Origin of the sequence: Pyxidicoccus sp. MSG2 (genome assembly GCF_026626705.1) — a bacterium.
Taxonomy (GTDB): Bacteria; Myxococcota; Myxococcia; order Myxococcales; family Myxococcaceae; genus Myxococcus.
Window position 1 is genome coordinate 1,496,678 of sequence record NZ_JAPNKC010000001.1, and the last position, 22,974, is coordinate 1,519,651.

At 70.5% G+C, this 22,974-nt stretch carries 18 protein-coding genes; 9 read left to right on the forward strand and 9 right to left on the reverse strand.

What is annotated here, in order from left to right; genetic code table 11:
• Positions 1-71: 71 nt before the first annotated feature.
• A complete protein-coding gene (locus OV427_RS06145; RefSeq protein ID WP_267855167.1) occupies positions 72-1,250 on the forward strand; it encodes an EAL domain-containing protein in 1,179 nt (392 codons plus the stop codon).
• Between the two features lie 55 nt (positions 1,251-1,305).
• Here the strand turns inward: OV427_RS06145 and OV427_RS50560 are convergent, their stop codons facing one another.
• The 5 genes from OV427_RS50560 to OV427_RS06170 all read right to left on the reverse strand — a co-directional run bounded on the left by OV427_RS50560 (position 1,306) and on the right by OV427_RS06170 (position 7,003).
• The gene (locus OV427_RS50560) at positions 1,306-1,761 is read right to left on the reverse strand and encodes an SMI1/KNR4 family protein (protein WP_324289936.1); all 456 of its coding nucleotides are present in this window, start codon (positions 1,759-1,761) and stop codon (positions 1,306-1,308) included.
• 27 nt (positions 1,762-1,788) lie between these two features.
• Positions 1,789-3,459, reverse strand: a complete 1,671-nt coding sequence (locus OV427_RS06155; protein WP_267855169.1) for a hypothetical protein — start codon at positions 3,457-3,459, stop codon at positions 1,789-1,791.
• Between the two features lie 35 nt (positions 3,460-3,494).
• A complete protein-coding gene (locus OV427_RS06160) occupies positions 3,495-5,933 on the reverse strand; it encodes a PhoX family protein (RefSeq protein ID WP_267855170.1) in 2,439 nt (812 codons plus the stop codon).
• A gap of 120 nt (positions 5,934-6,053) precedes the next feature.
• The gene (locus tag OV427_RS06165) at positions 6,054-6,608 is read right to left on the reverse strand and encodes a DUF192 domain-containing protein (RefSeq protein ID WP_267855171.1); all 555 of its coding nucleotides are present in this window, start codon (positions 6,606-6,608) and stop codon (positions 6,054-6,056) included.
• Positions 6,605-7,003, reverse strand: a complete 399-nt coding sequence (locus tag OV427_RS06170) for a TIGR02266 family protein (RefSeq protein WP_267855172.1) — start codon at positions 7,001-7,003, stop codon at positions 6,605-6,607. The genes OV427_RS06165 and OV427_RS06170 overlap by 4 nt, the downstream gene beginning before the upstream one ends.
• A gap of 25 nt (positions 7,004-7,028) precedes the next feature.
• Between OV427_RS06170 and OV427_RS06175 the strand changes: the two genes are divergently transcribed.
• The 3 genes from OV427_RS06175 to OV427_RS06185 all read left to right on the forward strand — a co-directional run bounded on the left by OV427_RS06175 (position 7,029) and on the right by OV427_RS06185 (position 10,547).
• A complete protein-coding gene (locus OV427_RS06175; RefSeq protein WP_267855173.1) occupies positions 7,029-9,395 on the forward strand; it encodes a tetratricopeptide repeat protein in 2,367 nt (788 codons plus the stop codon).
• Between the two features lie 70 nt (positions 9,396-9,465).
• Complete coding sequence (locus OV427_RS06180; protein WP_267855174.1) at positions 9,466-9,993, forward strand: hypothetical protein; 528 nt, start codon at positions 9,466-9,468, stop codon at positions 9,991-9,993.
• 86 nt (positions 9,994-10,079) lie between these two features.
• Entirely contained in the window at positions 10,080-10,547 is a 468-nt protein-coding gene (locus OV427_RS06185) for a nuclear transport factor 2 family protein (RefSeq protein WP_267855175.1), read from the forward strand.
• A gap of 48 nt (positions 10,548-10,595) precedes the next feature.
• Here OV427_RS06185 and OV427_RS06190 read toward each other — a convergent pair whose 3' ends face one another.
• Positions 10,596-11,567, reverse strand: a complete 972-nt coding sequence (locus OV427_RS06190; RefSeq protein WP_267855176.1) for a homoserine kinase — start codon at positions 11,565-11,567, stop codon at positions 10,596-10,598.
• A gap of 192 nt (positions 11,568-11,759) precedes the next feature.
• Between OV427_RS06190 and OV427_RS06195 the strand changes: the two genes are divergently transcribed.
• On the forward strand, positions 11,760-13,340 hold the full coding sequence (locus tag OV427_RS06195; RefSeq protein WP_267855177.1) for a cellulose synthase: 1,581 nt from the start codon (positions 11,760-11,762) through the stop codon (positions 13,338-13,340).
• Here OV427_RS06195 and OV427_RS06200 read toward each other — a convergent pair whose 3' ends face one another.
• The 3 genes from OV427_RS06200 to OV427_RS06210 are packed head-to-tail and all read right to left on the reverse strand — an operon-like array spanning position 13,341 to position 17,341.
• Entirely contained in the window at positions 13,341-13,838 is a 498-nt protein-coding gene (locus OV427_RS06200; RefSeq protein ID WP_267855178.1) for a hypothetical protein, read from the reverse strand. It abuts the gene before it with no gap.
• Between the two features lie 7 nt (positions 13,839-13,845).
• The gene (locus OV427_RS06205) at positions 13,846-15,177 is read right to left on the reverse strand and encodes a cyclic nucleotide-binding domain-containing protein (RefSeq protein ID WP_267855179.1); all 1,332 of its coding nucleotides are present in this window, start codon (positions 15,175-15,177) and stop codon (positions 13,846-13,848) included.
• A 40-nt stretch (positions 15,178-15,217) separates the two neighbouring features.
• Complete coding sequence (locus tag OV427_RS06210; RefSeq protein WP_267855180.1) at positions 15,218-17,341, reverse strand: FHA domain-containing protein; 2,124 nt, start codon at positions 17,339-17,341, stop codon at positions 15,218-15,220.
• A gap of 180 nt (positions 17,342-17,521) precedes the next feature.
• Between OV427_RS06210 and OV427_RS06215 the strand changes: the two genes are divergently transcribed.
• The 4 genes from OV427_RS06215 (at position 17,522) to OV427_RS06230 (ending at position 22,942) form a co-directional block, all read left to right on the forward strand.
• Positions 17,522-19,003: a TldD/PmbA family protein gene (locus tag OV427_RS06215; RefSeq protein WP_267855181.1), complete on the forward strand. Its 1,482-nt coding sequence runs from the start codon at positions 17,522-17,524 to the stop codon at positions 19,001-19,003.
• A gap of 17 nt (positions 19,004-19,020) precedes the next feature.
• Entirely contained in the window at positions 19,021-20,367 is a 1,347-nt protein-coding gene (locus OV427_RS06220) for a TldD/PmbA family protein (RefSeq protein ID WP_267855182.1), read from the forward strand.
• Between the two features lie 101 nt (positions 20,368-20,468).
• On the forward strand, positions 20,469-21,479 hold the full coding sequence (locus tag OV427_RS06225) for a ParB/RepB/Spo0J family partition protein (protein WP_267855183.1): 1,011 nt from the start codon (positions 20,469-20,471) through the stop codon (positions 21,477-21,479).
• A gap of 50 nt (positions 21,480-21,529) precedes the next feature.
• Positions 21,530-22,942, forward strand: a complete 1,413-nt coding sequence (locus tag OV427_RS06230; RefSeq protein WP_267855184.1) for a sigma-54-dependent transcriptional regulator — start codon at positions 21,530-21,532, stop codon at positions 22,940-22,942.
• Positions 22,943-22,974 lie beyond the last annotated feature (32 nt).

Below are 22,974 nucleotides of genomic sequence, written 5' to 3' on the forward strand. Positions count from 1 at the left end.
TACCCGGCCGCTACGGCATTCTCACGGGGGTGGCCTGAACCCGTGGCGCCTTTGGGCTACACTTTCCCCACATGAGCCCCTCCTCGGCTTCCACCCAGGCCCCCGCCTGGCTGTGGAACGGTGATGAACCCAACCTGACGTCGGTGTTCCAGCCCATCGTCGACCTGCTGCACGGCAAGGTCATCGGGCACGAGGTCCTGTCGCGGGGACCCGGACAGTGGAGGGAGCCGCAGGTGCTCTTCACCCAGGCACGGGCGGAGGGCTTCACGTGGGAGCTGGAGCGCGCGTGCTGGACGTCCGCGCTGCAGTGCATCTCCACGCTGCGCGACGAGCAGCGCCGCGCGCCCTTCTTCTTCAACGTGAGCCCGGACGTGCTGAGCGACCCGCGCTTCGGGGACGGCTCCACCGTGGCGCTGTTGGCCCGGTACGGCCTCACGCCCCGCCACCTCGTGCTCGAAATCACCGAGAAGGCGGCGTTCGAGGACAACGCGCTCATCCAGCGGCTGACGCGCCAGTGCGCGGCGGAGGGCTTCGGCATCGCCCTGGATGACTTCGGCGCGGGGCACTCGGGGTTGGTGACGCTGGTGCACAGCGCGCCGCAGTTCATCAAGCTGGACCAGGCACTGGTGCGCGACATCCACCGGTACAGCTACCAGCAGCACCTGGTGAAGTCGCTGGTGGCCTTCGCCGCGAGCGTGGACGCCGTGCTCATCGCCGAGGGCGTGGAGACCTGGGACGAGCTGGCCGTGCTGCTGCGGCTGGGCATCCGCCACGTGCAGGGCTACCTCATCGCCCGCCCGGCCCCGGAGCCCGTGCTCCCCACCGGAGAGTTCGAGGCGCAGCGCCATCTGGCCATGCGCGCGCTCGACTTCCGCGAGCGCGAGGACGACGAGACGGTGGGCAGCATGATCATCCGCCGCCTGTGCGTGGACGAGACGCTACCCCTCGACGAGCTGCACGAGCTCTTCCGCGAGGCGCCCCAACTGGACCACGTCGTCCTGCTGGAGGGTGACCAGCCGAAGGCGCTGGTGACGCGGCAGCGCCTGTCGTCCCGCGACGAGCGCCCGTTGGTGGTGGAAGACCGGATGGCGATTACGACGTTGGCCCGCGTGGCGATGAAGCGCGGGGCGGAGACGCTCTATGACCCGGTGGTGGTGGTGGATGCACAGGGCCGCTTCCTGGGCACCGTGACGATGCGTCAGCTCATCCACCGCTCCACGGAGTTGCTGGAGCGCCGCACGTCACGGTGAAAACCGGGCCGGCCCCATGCATGGACCCGGCCCGGCGAATGGCCTTGCGGCTGCGTCAGAGGCCGTAGCGCTCGGCGTATTCGGCACGCAGGACGCCGCGATACCAATCGTCCAGCGAGTCGAAGAGCCTCGACGGCGCGCCCACGCCGTCCTCGAACCACGCGTAGCGTCCGTCCCCGCAATGGAAAGCGGACGTTCCGAATCCGACGTGGAAGACGACCCATTCTCCGGGGAGCCCCTGCGCCCGACGCGCCTCGGTGGCACCAACGACATCGTCGCCCATGCTCGAATCGCCCAGAGGCGAGAGGAGTGTCTCTGATTCGAACACGTCACCTCCCCCCGTCGAGGACCAGAACCACCTCAAGTCCTCGGGCACACGCCCATGTCGCCCGGACCACTCCTCCAGTTCCTCCCCGGGAAGGGGCCCGTTCCATTGGAAGAGCTCGGGTCGCTTTCGCGCATCTGCTTCGATGGCACTCTCTCGTCGCAAGGCTTTCCTCCAGGAAGCCAATGAATCTACCCGGAGGGCTGAGACGGCTCACTCCCACGTGAGGTGCAGCCGGCCGTCCTCGAAGATGAGGCCAGCGTCCTCCAGCCCGGTGGAGCCGTTCTCCACCCGCGCCAGCACGTTCTTCGGCGGCGCGAGCAGCGTGTCCCGCCCCTTCGTGAAGCCCTGCTCGCGCACCAGCGCCAGGTACGCCCGGTCCAGCGCCAGTGCCCGCTCGCGCGACGGCGTCACCAGCCACGCGAGGTCCCTGTCTCCACCCTGCGCGGCGCGACGCACCGACGTCTCGTCCAGAGTGCCGTGCGGGAAGAAGCGCGAGAGCAACTCGTCATTCGCGCGGAACTCGTCCCCGCCCTTCACGCGCTCGAAGTACGTCAGCACCTCCGGCTTCGCGTGGCCCGCCTGCGGCACGTCGGGAAGGCCGCGCAGATCCTGATGCCGCCACCCTTCCCTGCCCGGCACCTTGCGCGGGAAGCCGAAGGTCTGGTCCACCGTCACGCCCAGGTTGGTGTGACAGCCCATGCAGAAGGCGTGCTCTTCCATCGTCTGCACGCGCAGCCGCCCGCGCGCGTCCTCGATGAACCCTTGCAGGCGCCAGCCAAACTCGTTCACCAGCCCCAGTTCAGGGTTGCCGGGGAACACGGGCAGGCGCCCCTGCAGCTTCTTCTCCGCCTCCTCGGCGTAGAAGCCCCTCACGCGCAGCCCTTCGTGCTCCTCGTCCTTGCGCGAGTAGCGCACCTCCTTCATGCGCGCGGACAGCAGCGTGGGTGCATCCGGGTCCACGTAGCGCACGGTGTGGAGGAACTCCGTGCCGCGCGGGTAGAAGTGCTGGCGCACGGCCACCTGCGCCGCGCCGCCCACGTAGCGCGCCGGCAGCCCGCGTACCTCTTCCACCGAGGGCTCCAGCACTGCGTCCCCATCCAGGTCCACGCCGCCCACGCGCTCATCCACCGGCTCCACGCGGCGCACGGCCTGCGTCACGTCCCGCAGCGCCGGGTCCACCGTCATCGCCGCCTCGAGGATGGCGAGGTTGAGCCGGTACATCTCCCGCGACGGCCGCCCCTCCGCGTCCTGCTGGAAGGCCGCCGGCAGGCGGATGAAGACGTCGTCGGTGCTGCCATTGGTGGGCCAGAAGGTGCCCAGGAACGGCTTGTAGCGCACCGCCCTCCAGCCGCTGCCGTCGCGGGCGAAGCCGTCGTCATCGAAGCCACGGGACAGGTCCAGGTCCGGCACCCAGCCCTTGAAGCCGCCCGGACGTCCCAGCAGCGCGGCCCGCAGCGGCGTGTAGTTGTCCTGGCGGATGTACTCCAGGACCTCGTCGTCGGAGATGCGCGACAGGGCGGCGGACCGGTCCGTGAAGAGGTTGGTCCACTGGTTCGTCTGCCCCACGTCGCTGAAGGCGTACTCGGTCTGCAGGGCCTCGTCGCCCATGACGTTGTCGCCGACGCCGCCCGTGTGGCACGTCCAGCACGGGTTCGAGGCCCCCTCCGTCTTCGTGTAGCACATGGACGGAATGGGGGCCTCGCGGTTGAGCACGCGACTGCCGCTCGCCAGCGCCTGCGCGAGCGGGTCGAAGGGAGGCTCCAAAACCTCAGGAGCCGGACGCTGGCGAGCCCTCCACACGCCCACGGCGGAGAGCACGCATCCCAGCGCGAGGAGCCCGATGAAGGCCCCTCGCACGAATCCCTTCGACACCGCGGGCATCCGATTCGACCTCCGAGACAGCGCGGGACGCGCGACTACGGCCAGACGCTGAAGTTGTCCTCGCCCGGGTGCTGGACGCTGACGAAGAGGGTCTTCATGTCCGAGCTGAAGGCGGGGCCGGTGGCCTCGGCGTCGCTCGGCAGGGAGAGCACGCGGAACGCGCGGCGGAAGTACTCGCTGCCGACATGGGCCGGGTTCTGGTTCAGGTAGTAGACGCTGTCGGCCACCTTGTTGACGCCGAAGTTGCCGTCGGTGCCGAACCACACGCCGCCGTCGCGGTCGATGAGGATGTTGTCCGGCTTGGCCGCCGAGTACTCCGGCGCCGCGCTGAGCGAGGCCGTCTCGCCCTTCCACACGCGGAAGTACGTGAACGTCTTCGAGCCCCCCGGCGCCGAGGTGCTGGACTCGCGGATGCCGAAGATGGAGCCCACGCGGTCCCCGCTGCGGTTGTCCGTGGCGCCACGGGCCTTCACCACCCAGTTGGTGCCATTGAACTGGGCCGTGGCGACGCGCCCCTGCTGGTCCAGGTACGTGGGCTGCCCGTGCTCGGTGAAGGCCACGTACAGCAGCGGCTGGCCGCTCGGGTCCTTCGGGTTCCACTCCAGGTCTTCCGGACGGTTGAGCTCCATCACGCCCAGCTTGTTGGCGACGGTGAAGAGAACCTTGCGCACCTGGTCGTCGGTGGTGAAGCCACCCACGGCGTTGTAGTTGGCGTCGCGCAGGGCGGCGCCCACCGTCAGCGTGGGCTGGCCATAGGCCTCGCCGTTGGGCGCCAGGTCCTGGCTGTCCACGCTCAACTCCACCCAGCGGCCCTGGCCGGGCGCCTGCTCGGTGGGAATCGCACCGCCCACCAGCGTGTCACCCGTGCTGTTGTCCAGACCCGCGAAGTGCGCGGCGTACAGCTTGCCGTCGTTGAGCAGGTCGCGAATCTGCTTCTTCGTCATGCCCTCGGTGTAGTTGCCGCTGGAGACGAACTTGAAGATGCGTCCGCCCCGGCGGTCGTCGCCGCCGTAGATGACGATGGGCTGGTTGTTGAGCAGCTTCCAGTTGGAGTCCACCACGAAGGCGGCGTTCTCCCAGTGCGCACGGCCCATGATGCCCAGCTTGCGGTGGCCCGCGCCCGGCTTCGCCGCGTCCTTGTCGTACCAGAGGTCGCCCGGCTGGCCCGGGTCGATCTCCGTCAGGTAGGCGTAGCCATCCTTGCGGTGGGTGGAGTTGGCGTCGGAGCTGACGAGGTCACCGGACGTGGGGGCGGCGAAGTCCGGTGCCACCGGAGCGCCGGGCGCGAAGCCCTGGGCGTTGGCGGTCCACTCGTTCTTGCCGTCGACCCACACGGCGAGCTCCGGGTCGCCGTAGACGCCCTGGACGTTCTCCTCGCCCGTGAAGATGGTGCCCCACGGCGTCTGTCCGCCGGAGCAGTTGGAGTGGGTGCCGGGCACCACGCCATCGGGGAGCAAGGCGCCGCTGTCATCGCGCTCGGTGCCGGACAGCGTCACGCCCACCACCTTCGCCAGCGTGGCGCTGGAGGCGTCGTAGCGCAGGTTGGCCGCGCTGCGGTCCACGGCCCACTCGCCGGTGGCCGGGTCCTGCACCACGCGAATCCACGAGCCGCCCAACTGCTTCTTCCACTCCTTGTTGTACGTGACGAGCTCGTTGGCCTGCCACGTGGTGCCGTCCGTCACGGTGTTGGACAGCGAGCCCGTGTTGCGGAGGAACTTCGCGAAGTCCAGGTGCTGGCCGAGGGGCGCCTTGCCCGTACCCGGCTTCGTGCCGGAGATGTACTCGTGGTTGATCCACAGCCACGCCGCCGAGCCGCTGCCGTTGTACTGGGGCGCGTTGCCGTTGGCGGACCACTTGTCACCGAAGAAGGCGATGTAGTCCACGTTGGCGCCGAAGCGCGGGCTCGTCTTGCTGTAGCCGATGGGGTCCATCCACTTGATGACCGTGGAGGAGAACAGGCCCGGCACCGTGCGCACGGTGTCCGTGGACGCGGGCGGCAGCGGGAAGACCATGGGCGTCGGCATCTGGCCGGCCACCACCTGATTCACACGCGCCTTCACGTACTCGGGCAGGTTGCCGGCACCGGTGCCCAGGTCGCCGCGGAAGGTAATCGCAATCACCGAGGACAGCGGCGTGCCCGCCTCGACACCCGGCGCGCGGGTGATGGCGCCGGGACCGGGCTGGCCATACGAGCCCGGGCCCGCGGGCCCCTGCGAGCCGGGCTGCCCGTCCTCACCATCCTGGCCCGGGGCGCCATCGTCGCCGTCCTGGCCATTCTGTCCCGGGGCACCGTCGTCGCCGTCCTGACCGGGGGTACCGTTGGTGCCGTCACGGCCGGGCGCGCCGCCCTGCCCATTCTGTCCGGCCGGGCCCTGCGCTCCGGCGAGCCCCTGCTCACCCTCACAGCCGACAACAACCACGGTGCTGCCGAGGAGCATCGCGCTGGTGGCGAGCCCCATGAGACGAGAAGACATTGAGTAACTCCTCCAAGGTGATTCACGGGCCCGAGGACGCGCGAACGCGGGCGCATCCTGCGCAGGCCGTGTGGCAACCACTTGGAAGGTGCGTCACTTCTTCATGACGCCCGGCAGACCTCAGGGGACGATGCGCACTCCGGACACGCCCTCGAACTCCACGGCGGTGCCCTTCCTCACGCCCACCTTCTCCGTCCAGCCACCGGGCACCTCCAGCACGTACTGGCTGGGCAGCCCCACCGAGCGGGAGTTGAGCGTCCTCGGCTCCGCGCGCGAGACGATGCCCGCGATGCGCAGGTCCGAGGAGATGAAGAGCATGTCCAGCGGAATGAGCGTGTTGCGCATCCAGAAGCCCTGGACGTCCTCGGAGGGGAACAGGAAGAGCATGCCCTTCCCGTCCGCCAACTCCTTGCGCCACATCAGGCCCCGGGTGCGCGCGTCGGGCGTGGCGGCAATCTCCACCTCCACACGGTGCACGCCGCCGAAGGCGTCCTTGAGCCGCACGAAGCCCCGGGGCAGCGGCTGCATGGCGTAGTCCTCCGCGGTGATGTCCGTGGACGGCGGCTTCGCGGGCGCCGCCTTCTCGGCCCGGGGCGTGCTGCCCTGGGCCTCCTGCTGGCAGCCGGCCACGAGCAGCGCCGCGGCCAGCACCGCGCCTCGGAGGAAGGCCCTCATGGGTGCGGGTGCAGCGGCTTGTTGAGGAGCTTCTCCGTCAGCTCCGAGCCGAGGCTGTCGGACATCAGCCGCTCCACCACGGTCTCGAACTCCACCCGCTGGCCCTCGCTGCTGTAGATGAACCGGATGCCCATGCCGGGCTCCTCCGCGTCCGCCTTGGACCAGACCACCTCGCCCAGCAATTCGAAGGGCGCGTCGCGGTGGGGCACCGTCAGCTTGAAGAGGAAGCGCGTGCCGATGGGCAGCGGCTTCTTCGTCTTGATGAAGGTGCCGCCCTTGCTGATGTTCTTCGTGTAGTCCGCGAAGAACGAGTTGAGCTTCTTGTAGTCGACCTTCAGCTCGATGGGCGCGCGCCCGTGCTGGCGGGCCTCGGGACCTGTCTTCTGTTCGGACATGCTGGGCGGGAGTATAGGGGAGGCCATGCGGCAAGTCCTCACCCGTGCCCTGGGCCTCTTGCGCCGCCCGGCTGTACTGGCCACCGTCCTCGTCCTGGCGGGAGGTGGCTCGGCGCTCGTCCTCGTCCCCCTTTTCGGCGTCCCCGGCTTCGAACTGGGGCTCGCCCTGTCCATCGCCGTGGGCCTGCTCGGCGGGGGGACGGGCATCGCCGCCGCCGCCCAGGAGCGCCGCCTGCTCCTGGGGGTGGACCCCCGCCCCTCCGGCGCCACCCGGGAGGAGGACCCCGGCACCGCCGTGGGCCGTGCCCTGGGGGCCGCCCTCGTCCTCAACGTGGGCGTGCTGGTGCCCCCCTTCCTCGCGGCCACCCTCTTCGCCGTCCTGCGCACCGCGTGCGACCCCTTCGCCCTGGTGGGCTTCTATCCCCTGCTCACCCTCCCCTCGGCCGTGCTGGCATCCGCCGCGGGCGTCTTCTGCGGCTTCAAGGCGAAGCGGCCGGGCCGGGCGGTGGGCCTGTATGCGCTGCTGGTGCTGGTGTCGGCCGTGCCTACGGTATGGCCCATCGTCCTCGGGCCCCAGGTGTTCGCCTTCAACCACCTCCTGGGCCACGTGCCCGGCCCCCTCTACGACGAGGCCCTGGCGGTGACGCCCGCCCTGGCCTGGTTCCGGCTGGAGACGCTCCTGTGGGCGTGGGTGCTGGTGGGACTGACGGCCGGGCTGCTCGACACCGGCTCCGGCCGCCTGGGCCGCTCCGGCCTGCGCCCCGGCCCGCTGGCCCTGCTGGCCCTGCCGCTCACGGCCATCGTCCTCATGGAGACGCGCGGCCCGGAGCTCGGCCTGCGGATGAACGACGCGTACCTCGCGGAGACGCTGGGCGGCTTCCGGGAGACGGAGCACTTCCGCCTGCACTACCCCCGGGGCAAGCCGCGCGAGGACGTGGACCGGATGGTGCGGGACATGGAGTTCCGGTGGATGCAGACCCAGCGCTTCCTCGGCGTGGCCCCCGCCGAGCGCATCGACGTGTGGCTCTACAAGGACGAGAAGCAGAAGCAGCAACTGGTGGGCGCCGGCCGCACCCAGTTCGCCAAGCCGTGGCTGCACTCGCTGCACATCCAGGACAAGGCCTTCCCCCACTCCACGCTGCACCACGAACTGGCGCACGTCATGGCGGCCCCCGCGGGCGGCGGCCCCTTCCGCGTCACCACCCGGCTGGGCGTCTGGCCGCTGATGGGGCTGATTGAGGGCCTGGCCGTCGCCGCGGACGGCCCCGTGCAGGGCGACCTCACGCTGCACCAGTGGGCCGCGGGCATGCGCCGGCAGAAGCTGGCCCCGGACATGCGCAAGCTGATGGGGCCGGAGGGCTTCTACCAGTCCGCGCCCTCGCGCGCGTACACCGTGGCCGGCTCGTTCCTGCTGTACCTCGCGGAGACGTATGGCGCGCCGAAGCTGCGCACCGTGTACGCGCACGGGGACTTCAGCGAGGCCTACGGCCGGCCGCTGGAGGAGCTCGTCTCGGAGTGGGAGCACCACGTGGACGCGCTGCCCCTGGACGACGCCGCCGTGGCGCGCGCCTTCGCCCGCTTCCGCACCGGCAGCCTCTTCACCCGCGCCTGTGCGCGCGAGGTGGCGAAGCTGTCCGAGTCCGCCCGCGACGCGCTCGTCAGCGACCCCGAGGATGCGCTGGAGCGCTACCGCCGCGCCGCGGACCTGCAGCCGGACGAGCCCGCCTTCCGCATCGGCCAGGCCTCCGCGCTGTCCGCCCTCGAACGGTACGACGACGCGGCCAGCGTGCTGGCCACGCTGGCGGACTCCGAGCGCGTGAAGGGCCAGTCCGTGCTGGAGGCCGAAGTCGCCATGGCGCGCGCGGACGTCGAGCTGCGTCGCGAGCAGCCCGGGCCCGCCCGCCAGTTCCTCGACGTCGTGCTGGCGAAGGACGCGGGGCCGGACCTGACGCGGACCGCGCAGGTGAAGCTCGCCGCGCTGGACTCGCCCGGGCGCAAGGGCCCCATCGAGGCCTACTTCCGCGCCACGCAGGAGGAACTCCGGCTGCTGCTCCTCTACCGCGCCCTCACCACGCTGCCGGGGGACCCGTACCTCAGCTACCTGCTGGGCCGGCGGCTGAGCCAGGTGGGCGCCCCGGTGCTCGCGGGCGAGCAGCTCCAGCGGGCGCTCTCCGACGAGGGGCTGCCGGAGGCCCTCCGTCGCGAGGCGCTGCGCCTGCGGGTGGAGTCCGCCTACCTGGCCGGTGACTGCGGCGCGGTGCGCCACGAGGTGGGGGCCCTGCCGGACTTCGGCGCCGCCTTCCGGGCCACCGCCGACGAGTGGCGCGAGCGGTGTGATTTCGAGGAGACGACCTTCCGGGGTCCCCTGGTGCCACGACAGGCTTTTCGCTAGCCGGGGATTCCGCTAGGCAGGGAGCCCTGACAGCGGAGACGGAAGCAGCTCCCAGCCAAGGAGGACGCGGATGCGGTTCGAGACGAGGCAGCGAATCCAGGGGACGGTGGACGAGGTGGAGCGCGCGCTCCTCGACGAGCGATACTTCGAGTTCCTCCTGAAGCACCACGGCGTGCTCCTGGAGCTGCAGCCCCTGGAGGTGAAGAGCGAAGGCGACCTGGTGAAGCGTCGCGTGCGCTACCGCCCCAAGCCCGTCATCCAGAGCATCGGCCCCAAGCAGGTGCCGCCCGAGTACTTCGCCTTCATCGAGACGTCCACGTACGACAAGCGCCGCAAGGAGCTGACCTTCACCAACGTGCCCACCTCGCACACCATCTCCAAGATGCTGGTGAACACGGGCAAGTTGACCCTGCGCGATTTGGGCGGCGGCCAGACGGAGCGCTCGCTGGACGGTGAAATCACCCTCAAGCTGCCGTTCCTGATGAAGCCGCTGGCCATGATTGGCGAGAAGATCATCCAGAGCGAGGGCCTCAAGATTCTCGACAACGAGGTGCCGGTGCTCAACCGGTTCATCGCCGAGGTCGTCCGCAAGGCGTAGCCGTGAGAGCGGGCTCTGTGCCCGCCCGCCAGGCGGGGCCTGGGAATGGGTTGACTTCCTCTCGGTTGTCCTCGTAAGGCCCCGCCATGCTCAAACGCTTCCTCGCCCTCAGCGTCCTGTCCCTCCTGGCCGCCTGCGCCCCGAAGCGCATCCCCGGCACTGAAATCCAGGACACCAACGACACGCGCGCCATCCTCAAGGTCATGGAGCAGTACCGCTCCGCCCTGGAGGCCCGGGATGCCGCGGCCATCCAGGCGCTGCTCACCAAGGACTTCCGCGAGGACGCGGGCACCCCGTCCGAGCCCGACGACGACCTCACCGCCGCCAACGTCGGCCCCTACCTGGAGAACCTCTTCAAGGCCCTCCAGTCGCCCAAGGTGGAGCTGGACGTGCGCCGGGTGGAGGTGGGTGAGAATGTCGCCGCCGCCATCTACTACTGGAAGGCGAGCTGGCGCATGCCGGGCCTCAGCTCGAAGCCCCAGCGCGAGTCCGAACTGGAGCAGATGGTGCTCCGCCGCGAGGACGGCACCTGGAAGATCCTCTCCGGCATCTGAAGCCCCGGCGACGCCGGAGCACGAGGCCCCGCCCTCATCGGGTGGGCCTCACAGCCCCAGCAGCTCGAACAGCCCCTGGGGCCCCATGGCGGCCAGCGCCCGGGCCCGGTTGAGATACGTGCGGTAGTCCTTCTTGGTGAGCTTGTCGGCCGGCAGCGGCGACAGGTGGTAGTCGCGGATGCGGCTGGACGTGAAGCGCACCGCCCCGAAGAGCGCGTGGCCGAAGAGGTTGCCGCGCTCCACGGCGGACAGGGGCCGCACGTCCTGGTAGCCGCGCACGAAGGCGCGGCACAGCTCGGGCAGATACTGGCCGCCGTCGAAGCACCAGGCGTTGAGCGTAATCACCACGTCCAGGCCGTACGCCTCCCGGCACGCCATCTCGAAGTCGAAGAAGGCGCCCACGCGGTCTGCCAGCCACTTCACGTTGTCCATGAAGAGGTCCGCGTGGATGACGCCGCGAGGCTCCAGCCCCTGGCGCACCGCCTCCGCCTTGTCCAGGTAGCGCTCCAGCTCCTGGGCCACGGACGCCAGCTCCGCGTCTGGGTGGCGCGCCAGGCCCACCAGCCACTGGCGCACCGTCTCCGGGCCGTAGGGATTCTCACGCGAGCCGGAGAAGGACTGCGTGTCCCGGTGCATCTTCCCCAGCTCCGTGCCCAGCGACTCCATGTGGTCGGCGGTGAGGTGCGGGTGGCGCAACTCCTCGCCCGGCAGCCAGCGGAAGACGCTGACGCGCCCGCCCTCCAGCTCCAGGAAGGGCGCGCCGGTGCGCGGGGTGAGCAGCACCGGCCCGGGAAAGTGGTACTCGGTCAGGTGCGCGAGCAGCGCGGACTCGAAGCGCAAATCATCCGCGGAGCGCACGGTGGTGTGGCGCATGAAGAAGCGCCCCGCGTCCGTCTCCAGCCGGTGGTTGGTGTTGATGGAGCCCTGGGGAATGGGCGTCACCTCTCGCACTGCGCCCAACCCATACGCCTCCGCCACCCGGGTGAAGGCTTCCGGTGACAGGGCCGTGTGTACCGCCATTGCGCACCTCCGAAGGGCCAGTATGCACCAGCCACGCCCGGAGGCTGACGCCCTGTGTCGTCTGGCCTCCACGCCTTCGGGCGCCCACCGTTGACACCCGGAGGGGGCGTTCCTATCTGTGCCCGGCCCCTATACTTGGCAAGAGGGCGAAACCGTCCGGAAACACTCATTCCCAGCGGGGGAGGCAGGTCCATGGGTACGGAAGGGCGCAGGGACTGGAAGCCTCGCGAGAGCTTCGCGAGCGCGCTGATGCAGGTGGGGGCCGTTGCCCTGCTGCTGGTGGGCGCGGTGGCGTATTTCGTCCACCGGGGCGGCATCCGGAAGGAGACCGAGGAGCACATGCGCGCGGCCCGCGCGGCCGCCCAGCGCGGCAACCCGGCCGACCTCGCCCAGGCCATGAAGGAGCTGGAGGCCCTCTTCCAGCTCAACGACAAGGCCCGTGACGCCCAGGCCCTGGCCGCCGACATCCAGACGGTGCTGTGGCTGGAGCACCACCAGCCCGGCGCGGACGCGAAGGCCCGCGAGTACCTCTCGCGCGCGGAGGAGCAGGACTCCCGCTCCGGCGAGCGCTTCGGCGCCCGCGCCCTGCACCTCCTCGCCGAGGGCAAGGCCCCGGAAGCGGAGAAGTACCTCGAGGACCTCAAGACGCAGGGCGCGAGCAGCCCGAAGCTGACGCTGGCACTGGGCATGGCCCTCCAGGCGCGCGGCGACCTGCCCGGCGCGAGGCAGGCCTTCGCCCGCGCCGCCGAAGCCGCGTATCGAGACCCGCGCTTCACCACCGCCCAGGGCGAGGCCCTGCTGGACGAGGGCCAGTACGGCCCGGCGATGGAGGCCTTCGCCAAGGCCACCACCGTCAACCCGGACCACCTGCTGGCGCGCGTGTCCCTGGCGCTGGCCCAGGCGTACCAGGGCCGCAAGCTGGAGGAGGCGCAGAAGACGCTGGCCGACCTCCAGGCCCACGACGCCGGGTTGACGCCGATGGTGAAGTCCCGCGCCGGAGCGCTGAAGGCGGAGCTGGCCCTGGCACGCGGCGCGGCGGACGAGGCCGTGTTGGCCGCGGACGAGGCGCTGAAAATCACCCCGGATGACCACTACGCCCTCTTCGCCCGAGCCCGCGCGCTGGCCGTGAAGAAGGCCCCGGAAGCCCGCGCCGCCTTCGAGGCCGCCGTGGCGAAGCGCCGCAACGCCCCCCTGCTCTACCTGGACGGCGCGCGCGCCCTGCAAGGGGCCGGCGACGGCACCGGCGCGCTGGCGCTGCTGGACGCCTACGAGGCCACCTTCAAGCCCGTGCAGGTGAACACGGCGGACGGGAAGCGCGTCAGCCTGCTGGAGCAGGACGGCCGCTACTGGCTCGCCCGCGGCGGCGTGCTGGAGGCGGCGAGCCGCCAGGACGAGGCGCTGACGGCGTACGACAAGGCCATCACCGCGCGCGGCGTGGGCCTGGCCCGAGCGCAGTACGCCAAGGGCGCGCTGCTGCTGGCGCGCAAGGACTACGCGGGCGCGAAGGTGCTGCTGACCACGGTGGCACCCGACACCGGCGCGGGCACGCTGGCGGAGGCCTACGTCGCCATGGGCGACCTGCTCTTCGCCCAGAGCGAGTACGCCGCCGGCTGCCAGCACTACTACTTCGGCCTCGTGCGAGCCCGCGCGCAGGGCACCCCGCGCGAGGAGCTCTCCGCGCGCATCGACGGCATCAAGAAGAACCTGGAGTCCGCGGGCCAGGGCGCCATGGCCAAGGCCTGGGTCACCGAGACGGGCGCCCTGCTCCAGTAGCTACAGCAGCTCCGTCGGGTCCAACGAGCGGTACTTCGCGCGCACCACCCGCCACTCGCCGTCGTCTTCCTTCTCGAACGTGCCCTCGATGAGGTACGCGTTCAGGATGCTGGTCGCGGCGAGGTCCGTCACCTTCTCCGCCTCCGAGCGGCCGAAGATGAAGCGCGCCTGGAAGTCGCCCTTCGAGGGGGACACCTCGTGGACCTCCAGGTTGGTCATGAAGACGCGCACCCACTGACCGCGCAGCACCTGCGCCGTCAGCACGCCGCGCACCTCCTTCTTCGACCAGCCGCTCCCGTCGCTCTTGAAGCGCTCGGACACGGACTCCATCACCTCGCTCACGTCCTTCTCTTCCGCGGCGCGAGTCATCGCCACCACCTGACGGGTGATGGCCTCCTGCACGCCGGGCTCCGGGCGCGGCCAGAAATACAGCACCGCCCCGGCGACCAGCAGCGCCAGCCCCACGCCCAGCACCCGCGAGCGCGACAACGTCACCATGAACGCCTCACGCCGCCTCGGGCTCGAGCACCAGCTCGTCCGCGTCGATGATTTCCAAGGGGCGCAGCGCTTCGCCAATCTGCTTCAGGCGCCGGTCCGACAGCTGCTCCAGGTACGTGCGGATGTGCGGGAAGGTCTTCACCAGCGCATGGAACGCGGCGCGCTCCAGGAAGGCCGCCGCCGTCTTGCGCGTGGCCTCCACCGTGGCCGAGGCGCGCAGGCCCGTCAGCAGGGAAATCTCCCCCGCCACGTCGCCCTCGCGCAGCACGCCCAGCGTCACCACGCCGCCCGCCGGGTCCTCCTTCTGCACCACCAGCTCGCCGGCCAGCACCAGGAACAGGCCCGGAGAGTGCTCGCCCTCCACCAGCGCCTTCTCCCGCGGCTGGAGCGCCCGGAAGGCGAAGCGCTGCAGCATGGCGCCGCGCTCCGACTCCGGCAGCGTCTGGAACATGGGCGAGGTGGCCATGAGGTTGCGCGCCATGCGCTGCTGCGCGAAGTCCGCCAGCACCTGCGGCACCGCCGGGTGATTCTTCGCCACCGCGTTGAGGTGCTCGCGGCGAATCTCGAACACCTCCGTGTCCGACACCGCCGTCACCGTCGCCGTGGGCGTCGCGCCCGTCAGCAGCGCAATCTCCCCGAAGATGGAGCCGCCGCCCAGGAAGCCCAGCGTGCGCGCCTCGCCGTCCATCTGCCGCGTCACCTCCGCCTTGCCCGCGACGAGCACGTAGAGGTGGTCCGTGGGCTCGCCCTCGCGGCTCACCACGTCGTCCGGCTTCACCCGGCGCCACGCCATGCGGCCCACCAGGTCCAGGAAGGCCTCCCGGTCCAACTCCGCGAACAGCGGTAGCGGAGGCCGGCTGTTCGGGTCCGCCGAGCCGCCCGGGTCCGGCGCGGCCAGCACTTCAATGGCGCGGTTGGACAGCTCCTCGCCCTGCAGGCCCATCAGGTCCGTGTCCACCTTGCCGTCGTAGAGGACTTCCGGCGGAAGGGGCGGCGGCACCGCGGCGCGGCCCGGCGCGTTGCGCACCGCGCGCGCGTGCACGCGGATGAGCGTGTCCTTCAGCCGCCGCTCGTTCGGGGACAAATCCAGCGCCAGCTTGCACGCGGCCATCGCGGACAGCAGGTAGTCGCGCCGCAGCAGGCCCTCCGCGCACGCGTGGTAGGCGGTGACGGCGCGCTCGCGCTCCCCCATTTCCGCCAGGCTCCGGGCCGCCAGCATCCGGGAGCGGTGGTCCGCGGGCACGCGGCGCACCGCCTCGGCGAAGACGGCGAGGGCGCGCTCGAACTGGCGCTCCTCGATGAGGTCCATCCCGAGCTCACGCAGCGACGACTCGTTCATCCCATCTCTCCCAACACCCTCGGCGTTTGCTCGCCGCGGCTCACTGCTGCACTTCGCCCAGGTACATCTCCGCCTTGCGCTTCACTTCCGAGCCCTCGGAGGCCGTCTCGATGATGACCTTGAACTTCTCCGCGGCCGCCTGCGGGTCCCTGTCGCGCTGGATATAGGCCTGGAGGTAGAGCTCCTCCACCTTCTTCTGCAGGGTCTCCAGTCCATCTCTCGCGCGGCCGTCGCCGGGGTTGAGCCGCATCGCCTCGCGGAAGCTGGAGCCCGCCGACACCAGGTCCCCCTTCTTGAGGGCCGCCTGCCCCGCCGCCACGGACGAGGACGCGAGCTGCTCGTCGAGGGTGTTGCCCAGCGAGCCCCGGAAGCCAATCTGCCGGTACAGCTCCGCCGCCCGGCGCAGCGGCTTCGCCGCGGCCTCCAGCGCGTTGGCGTCCATCTTCTTCTGCCCTTCCTCCAGGACGCGCGCGAACTGGGGGATGAGGCGCTTGAGGGACATGGCCCGGTCCTTGACCTCCTTGTCCCCCTTGTACCGGTCCACCACCCGGTCGCACTCCAGCACCGCGCGCGGGTAGTCGCCGCCGTTGAAGCGGCGCTCCACGTCGACGAAGGCCTCCTCCATGAACTGGCGGCGCTTCTCCTTCGCGTTCGCCGTGGCGCGGTCCCGGGCGTTCCGGTTGCGGCGCGCCTCGTCGGCGGACTCCTTCGCCAGCTCCGCCTCGATGTCCGCCAGCTTCTCCTCATACGCCGGCCGGTTCTGCGCGGGCAGCGTGTCCAGCAGCGGGCGAATCACCTCGGGGTCTCGCGTCGCGAGCGCCTCGTCCACCTGCTGGATGCGCCAGGCAAGCTGCTTCTCCCCCAGCTCCGCCTCCAGCTTGCGGTGCTCCTCGTCCGTCTTCGCCGTGCCCTCCGGCGCGTTGGCCAGCTTCTCGCGCGCCTCGTCGAACTTCTTCTCGTCGATGAGGTCTCTCACCTTCTGCAGCGCGTCCAGCACGTCCTGCTGCTTGCGCGCCGCGCGGGCCAGGCCCTCCTCGTCCACGCCGGGATGCAGCTTCTCCGCCTCCTCCACCAGCCGCACCGCATTGGCGAAGTCATCCGCGCGCACGGACTCGCGCGCCTTCTGCATCAAGAGCTTCGCGCGCTCCACGTTCGGGTCCACCGGCGGCGGAGGCGGCGGCCCCTTCCTTGCGAAGACGAGCCCCATCACCAGCACCACCAGCACGAAGCCGGCCAGGCCGATGAGGCCCTTCTGCTTCCCCGTCATCCCACCGAAGCCCGACTTCGAGCCGCCTCCGCGCGTGGGCGGGCGGACGGGGCGGGACACCACGGCGGTGCCCTTGTTCTTCCCCTCGTCGCGCATGACGTCCGCCAGCTTGTAGTTGGCGTTGGTGGCCTCGTTGAAGCGCGGGTCGCCCGGGTCCACGTCGCCGCCGCGCGCGGCGCCTCCCGACTTGCGGCCCTCCTTCGCCTCCTTGGCGGCCTCCTCGCGCTCACGCTTCTCCTCGGCCTCACGCTGCTCGGCCTGGGCGCGCATCTCCTTGATCTGCTCCGCTTCATCCACGAAGCGCAGGCGCGTCTTGCCCACCGACAGCTCGTCGCCGTGCTTCAGCACGCACTCGTCCACGCGCTGGTCGTTGACCTGGGTGCCGGAGACGCTGCCCAGGTCCCTCATCACCACGCCGCCCTCGCCGTACACCAACTCCAGGTGACGGCGGGAGACGGACTGGTCCTCCAGCGGGAAGTCGCAGTCCTTGCCGCGGCCGATGACCATCCGCACGCTCTGGAAGCGCTTCTTGCGGCCCCGGTCCGGGCCGGCCAGCACCAGCATCTGCACCGGCGGGCCGGCGCGCGTGGCGTCCGGGTTGTCGTCCTCCTGCTCGCGCGTGGAGCCCTCGTCGTCGATGTCCTGGACGGAGGCCACGCGCGTCATGTCCCGGCGTCCGCCGCCCGAACCGCTGGAGTCGCCGTAAAGCTCCGGGTTGGGGGGCCCGTCCTCGGGGTAGCTCTCCTCGCCAGTCAATGGCGCGGAGAAGTCCTCGTCCTCGGACGAGGGCGTACCGCGGGCAGGCCGGCCACGGCCCGAGTTGGGGGAGTCCGCCCCCGAGCCACCGCCGGAACGGCCGGCGCCAGCGCGGGAGGAGGGAGGAGGACGAGGAGGCATGGGGTGGGTTCCAGTCTCGAAACGGCGGGCATCTTAGAGCGCCGTCCCCACGGTGGGAATGCGACAGGCCGCTCAGCCGGGAAAGAAGGGCGGTCATTGAGCGTTGCTCCGGGCGGCGCCGCCTCCTATGTAGGTGCCCACATTCCGTCAACGGCTTCTTCACTCAGGGAGTCCCCCACCATGCCCCGAGCCTCTGCGTCCACGCGACGCGCCTCTGCTTCCCAGCTTGCCCCCCCGGTGGCCCGGGGGCCCTCGTCCGCCCCACTGCTGCCCCAGCCGCTCGTCGAGCGCCTGCTCGCCGTGGCCATGGAGCGCGGCGGTGACTTCGCGGAAGTCTACGTGGAGCGCACGCTCACCACGGCGGTGATGCTGGAGGAGTCGCGCATCAAGAGCGCGCAGACGGGCCTCATCCAGGGCGTCGGCGTGCGCGTCATCTCCGGCGGCAAGGTGGGCTACGCCTACTCCGACGACTGGGACGAGCCGGCGCTCGTGCGCGCGGCCTCCACCGCGGCGATGATTGCCCAGGGCGGCGGCGCCGAGCGCAGCTTCCCCGTGCGCCGCGCCGCGGTGCCCAGCCACTACCATGTGGCCACCCCGCTGATGGACGTGGACGTGGCGCTGAAGACAGGCCTGCTGTCTCGCGCGGACAAGGCGGCTCGCGCGTTCGACGCGCGGGTGAAGCAGGTGAATGCCTCGTACGTGGACCAGACGCGCCGCATCGCCGTGGCCAACACCGAGGGGCGCTACACCGAGGACACCCAGGATTTGTGCCGCATGGCCGTCCAGGTGGTGGCCCAGGGGAAGAATGGCGAGCAGCGCACCGGCATGTTCGGCGGTGGCGGCCGCGTGTCCTTCACGCACTGGGACACCTTCCCGCCGGAGCACGTGGCGCGCGAGGCGGCGCGGCAGGCGGTGGCCACGCTGGGCGCGGTGGACTGCGCGGCCGGCCCGCAGACGGTGGTGCTGGCGCCGGGCTGGAGCGGCATCCTCCTGCACGAGGCGGTGGGCCACGGTCTGGAGGCGGACTTCATCCGCAAGGGCACGTCGCTGTTCGCCGGTAAACTCGGGCAGAAGGTGGCGTCGGACCTGGTCACCGTCATCGACGACGGCACGGTGTCCAGCGGACGCGGCTCCATCAACATCGACGACGAGGGCAACCCCGGTGAGCGCAAGGTGCTCATCGAGAACGGCGTCCTCAAGAACTACCTCTATGACGGCCTCAACGCGAAGCTGATGGGCCAGCGCACCACCGGCAGCGGGCGGCGCGAGTCCTTCAAGCACCTGCCCCTGCCGCGCATGACGAACACCTTCCTCGCCCCGGGCGACCACGCCCCGGAGGACATCCTCAAGGAGGTGAAGCGCGGCCTGTACTGCGCGACGTTCGGCGGCGGCCAGGTGGACATCACCAACGGCAACTTCGTCTTCGAGGTGAGCGAGGCGTACCAGATTGAAGACGGGAAGCTGGGCCGCCCGGTGAAGAACGCCATGCTCATCGGCGTGGGGCCGGAGGCGCTGAAGAACGTGACGCGCGTGGGGACCGACCCGCTGCCGGACCCGGGCATGGGCGTGTGCATGAAGGATGGGCAGATGCTGCCGGTGGGCGTGGGCCTGCCCACACTGCGCATCGACAACGTCACCGTCGGCGGAACCAAGGTCGCCTGAGAAAGGGAGCGCCAACCGTGGACTACCAGCAGCTCGCGAAGAAGATCGTCCAGCGCGCGAAGAAGAAGGGCGCCCAGCAGGCGGAGGCCTTCCTGGAGGTGGGCCGCCAGGGCAGCGTGCGCGTGCACGAGGGACAAATCGAGGACCTCACCCAGTCCACCAGCAAGGGCGTGGGCGTGCGCGTCCTCGTGAAGGGCCGGCTCGGCTTCGCCTATACGTCGGACTTCGAGCCCGCCGCCCTGGACCACATCATCGACCAGGCGCTGAAGCTCGCCGGGGCCGCCGCGCCCAACAAGCTCAACGGCCTGCCCTCGGGAAAGGACCTGGGCCGCTTCGGGGACACCGGCATCCTCTTCGACACGAAGGTGTCGGAGCTGCCCGGCGACTGGAAGATAAAGGCCGCGCTCGAGGTGGAGAAGGCCGCGCGCGCCGAGGACTCGCGCGTCGTCGCCTTCAACGCGGTGGGCGCCGGGGACTTCGTCTCCGAGGTGTACATGGCCTCCACCGAGGGAATGACGGGCGCGTACTCCGGCACGTACGTGTTCCTCTACGCCATGCCGGTGGCCTCGGATGGGAAGGGCCTGCAGACGGGCTACTGGGTGGACTACAAGCGCTTCCTCGACGATCTGGACTCGCCGGAGTCCATCGGCCGCGAGGCCACGCGCCGCGCGGTGCGCATGCTGGGCGCGAAGCGGGTGAAGACGCAGCAGGTGCCGGTGGTGCTGGACCCGCTCGTCGCCTCCAGGTTCGTCCAGGACATCGCGTCCGCGGCCAACGGCAACGCCGTGTACCAGCAGGCCAGCGTGCTGGCGCCCCTCAAGGGCAAGAAGCTGGCGGGCCCGCACGTCACGCTGGTGGATGACGGCCTGTTGCCGCGCGGCCTCGCCACCGCGCCCTTCGACGGCGAGGGCGTGCCCACGCGGCGCACCCCCATCCTCGACCAGGGCGTGCTGTCGGGCTTCCTCTACGACGCCTTCACCGCGCGCAAGGCGAAGGCGCGCACCACGGGCAACGCGTCGCGCGGCTACAACGCCCTGCCCTCCATCGGCGCCACCAACCTCTACCTGGAGGCCGGCACGAAGTCGCCGCAGGAGCTGCTGCGCGAGGTGGACAGCGGCCTGTATGTGACGGCGCTGCTCGGCCAGGGCACGGACCCGGTGACGGGCGAGCTGTCCGCCGGCGCCAACGGCCTCTGGATCGAGAAGGGCGAGCTGACGCACCCGGTGCAGGAGGTGACGGTGGCGGGCAACCTCCTCCAGATGCTGAAGGATCTGGACGGCATCGGCACGGACTTGCAATTCCGTGGCGGCTCGGTGGGCGCGCCCACTGTCCGCTTCCGGCAGCTCACCGTCTCGGGAGAGTAGCCCTACCCTCCGCGTCACCCTAGCGTGGACCTACGCGGGGCCCCCGTGCATGTCAGGGGCCCCACGTACAACCCGAGGCAGCGCATAGGAGGGCTCGGCCCATGGCAGCAGCGAAGTCCGCACGGAAGTCCGCCACCGCGAAGAAGCCGACGACGGCCCGCAAGCCACGCCGCAAGAAGGCGGAACCGAAGTCCAAGGGCCTGACCCCCGCGGAGGTTGCCAGCGACTCGGTGGAGTACCCCACGGAGTTGCTCGAAGCCGTCCGCACCGACGGCGGCGAGGTGCTCGGCGTCTACCGCGAGCCGCTGGGCGGCCACCCCGTCATCTTCGCCGTGCTCCCCATCGACAAGGTGGAGCCCACCCCGTACCAGCGGGACCTGTCCGAGCCGCACGTGAAGCGGCTGGCCAACGCCATGGAGCGGTTGGACCGGTACCTGGACCCCGTCATCGCCGTGCGCAAGGACGGCAGGTACTGGACGCCCAACGGCAACCACCGCCTCAACGCCAGCAAGCTGCTGGGGGCGAAGTCGATTGTCGCCCTGGTGCTGCCGGACGAGGACGTGGCCTATCAAATCCTCGCCCTCAATACGGAGAAGGCGCACAACCTGAAGGAGCGCTCGCTGGAGGTCATCCGCATGTACCGCGGCCTCGTGGGCGCGGACCGGAAGGGCCACGAGACGGCCTTCGCGCACCTCTTCGAGGAGCCCTCCTTCGTCACCCTCGGCGCCGCGTACGAGAAGCGCCCCCGCTACTCCGCGGGCGCCTACCACCCCTTCGTCAAGGTGCTGGAGGACTTCCAGGAGCTGCCCCTCGAGAAGGCCCTGGCCCTGCGCGAGGCCCGCGCGGACCGGCTGCTGGAGCTGGATGACGCCGTGGTGGCCGTCGTCAACACCCTCAAGGAGCGCGGTCTCCAGAGCCCCTACCTCAAGAACTTCGTCGTCGCCCGCATCAACTTCCTCCGCTTCCGCAAGGACGGCGGCAAGCCGGACTTCAACGACACCATCGACCGGATGCTGGCCAGCGCCCGCAAGTTCAACGTGGACAAGGTGAAGCGCGAGGACATCGGCCGGATGGGCGGCGGCCCCCTGGAGCCGGACGAGGAGCACGCATAAGGGAACGCGACTTGCAGGAGCGCGGCCCCCCAGGAGAGCCTCCACACGCCATGACATCCCCCACGGTCCTGGTCGTCGACGACGACCGCGCCAACCTCGACTCCGTCACCCGCATCTTCCAGCGTGAAGGCATGGCCACCCTGGCCGCCGCCAACGGCACGGAGGCGCTGGAGCTGCTGCGCCGCCCGGAAGTCGCCGCCATGGTGACGGACCTGATGATGCCCAACATGGACGGGCAGGAGCTGCTGCGCGCCGCGCGCGCCATCCGCCCGGACGTGGAGGTGGTGCTGATGACGGCCTACGGCACCGTGGAGACGGCCGTGGCCGCGATGAAGGACGGCGCCTACGACTTCATCACCAAGCCCCTCAAGCGCCATTCCCTGGTGAAGGCCGTCCAGAAGGCGCTGGAGAAGCGCTCGCTGCTCGCGGAGAACCAGTCCCTCAAGGCGAAGCTCGCGGAGATGAGCGCGGCCGGCGGACGCTCCATGGTGGGCCAGTCCCCCGCCTTCCGCGCCATGCTGGACACCATCCGCCAGGCGGCCCCCTCCACCGCCACGGTGCTGCTCCTGGGTGAGTCCGGCACCGGCAAGGAGCTGGCCGCGCGCTCGGTGCACGAGTACTCCAACCGCGCGAAGGGGCCCTTCATCGCCGTCAACTGCGGCGCCCTGCCGGAGAACATCCTGGAGGCGGAGCTGTTCGGCGTGGAGCGCGGCGCCTTTACCGGCGCGGTGGCCCGCCGCGAGGGCCGCTTCGAGCGCGCCAGCGGCGGCACCCTCTTCCTGGACGAAGTCGGCGAGATGCCGCTGGCCGCGCAGGTGAAGCTGCTGCGCGCGCTGGCCGAGGGCGAAATCGAGCGCCTGGGCGGCACGCAGACGGTGAAGGTGGACGTGCGGCTGGTCGCCGCCACCAACAAGGACCTCCAGAAGGAGGTGGCGGAAGGCCGCTTCCGCGAGGACCTCTACTACCGCCTCAACGTGGTGGAGATTCGCGTGCCGGCGCTGGCCTCGCGCCGCGAGGACATCCCCCTGCTCGCGGACGCCTTCCTGCGCCGCTTCGCCGCCAAGAACGCCAAGGTGCTGCGCGGCTTCTCCCAGGACGCGCTCAACGTGCTGGAGAACTACGCCTGGCCGGGCAACGTGCGCGAGCTGGAGCACGCCGTGGAGCGCGCGGTGGTGCTCGCCCGCGGGGACGTCCTCGAGGCCAGCGATCTGCCCGAGTCGGTGCGCAAGGGCCCGCTGGGCTCGGCCGGCCAGCTCGTCATCCCCATTGGCACGCCCATGGAGGAAGTGGAGCGGCGGGTGATCCACGAGACGCTGCGCCACACGCGCGGCGACAAGACGCTCGCGGCCCGTCTGCTGGGCATCGCCGCGCGCACCATCTACCGCAAGCTGGAGCGCGAACAGACCTCCGGAGAGCCCGCCTCCAGCCCCGCCGCCGCCCCCGGCTCCGACACGGACGACTGACAGGGCGTCACACGAGGCCCTGCCCCCTTTTG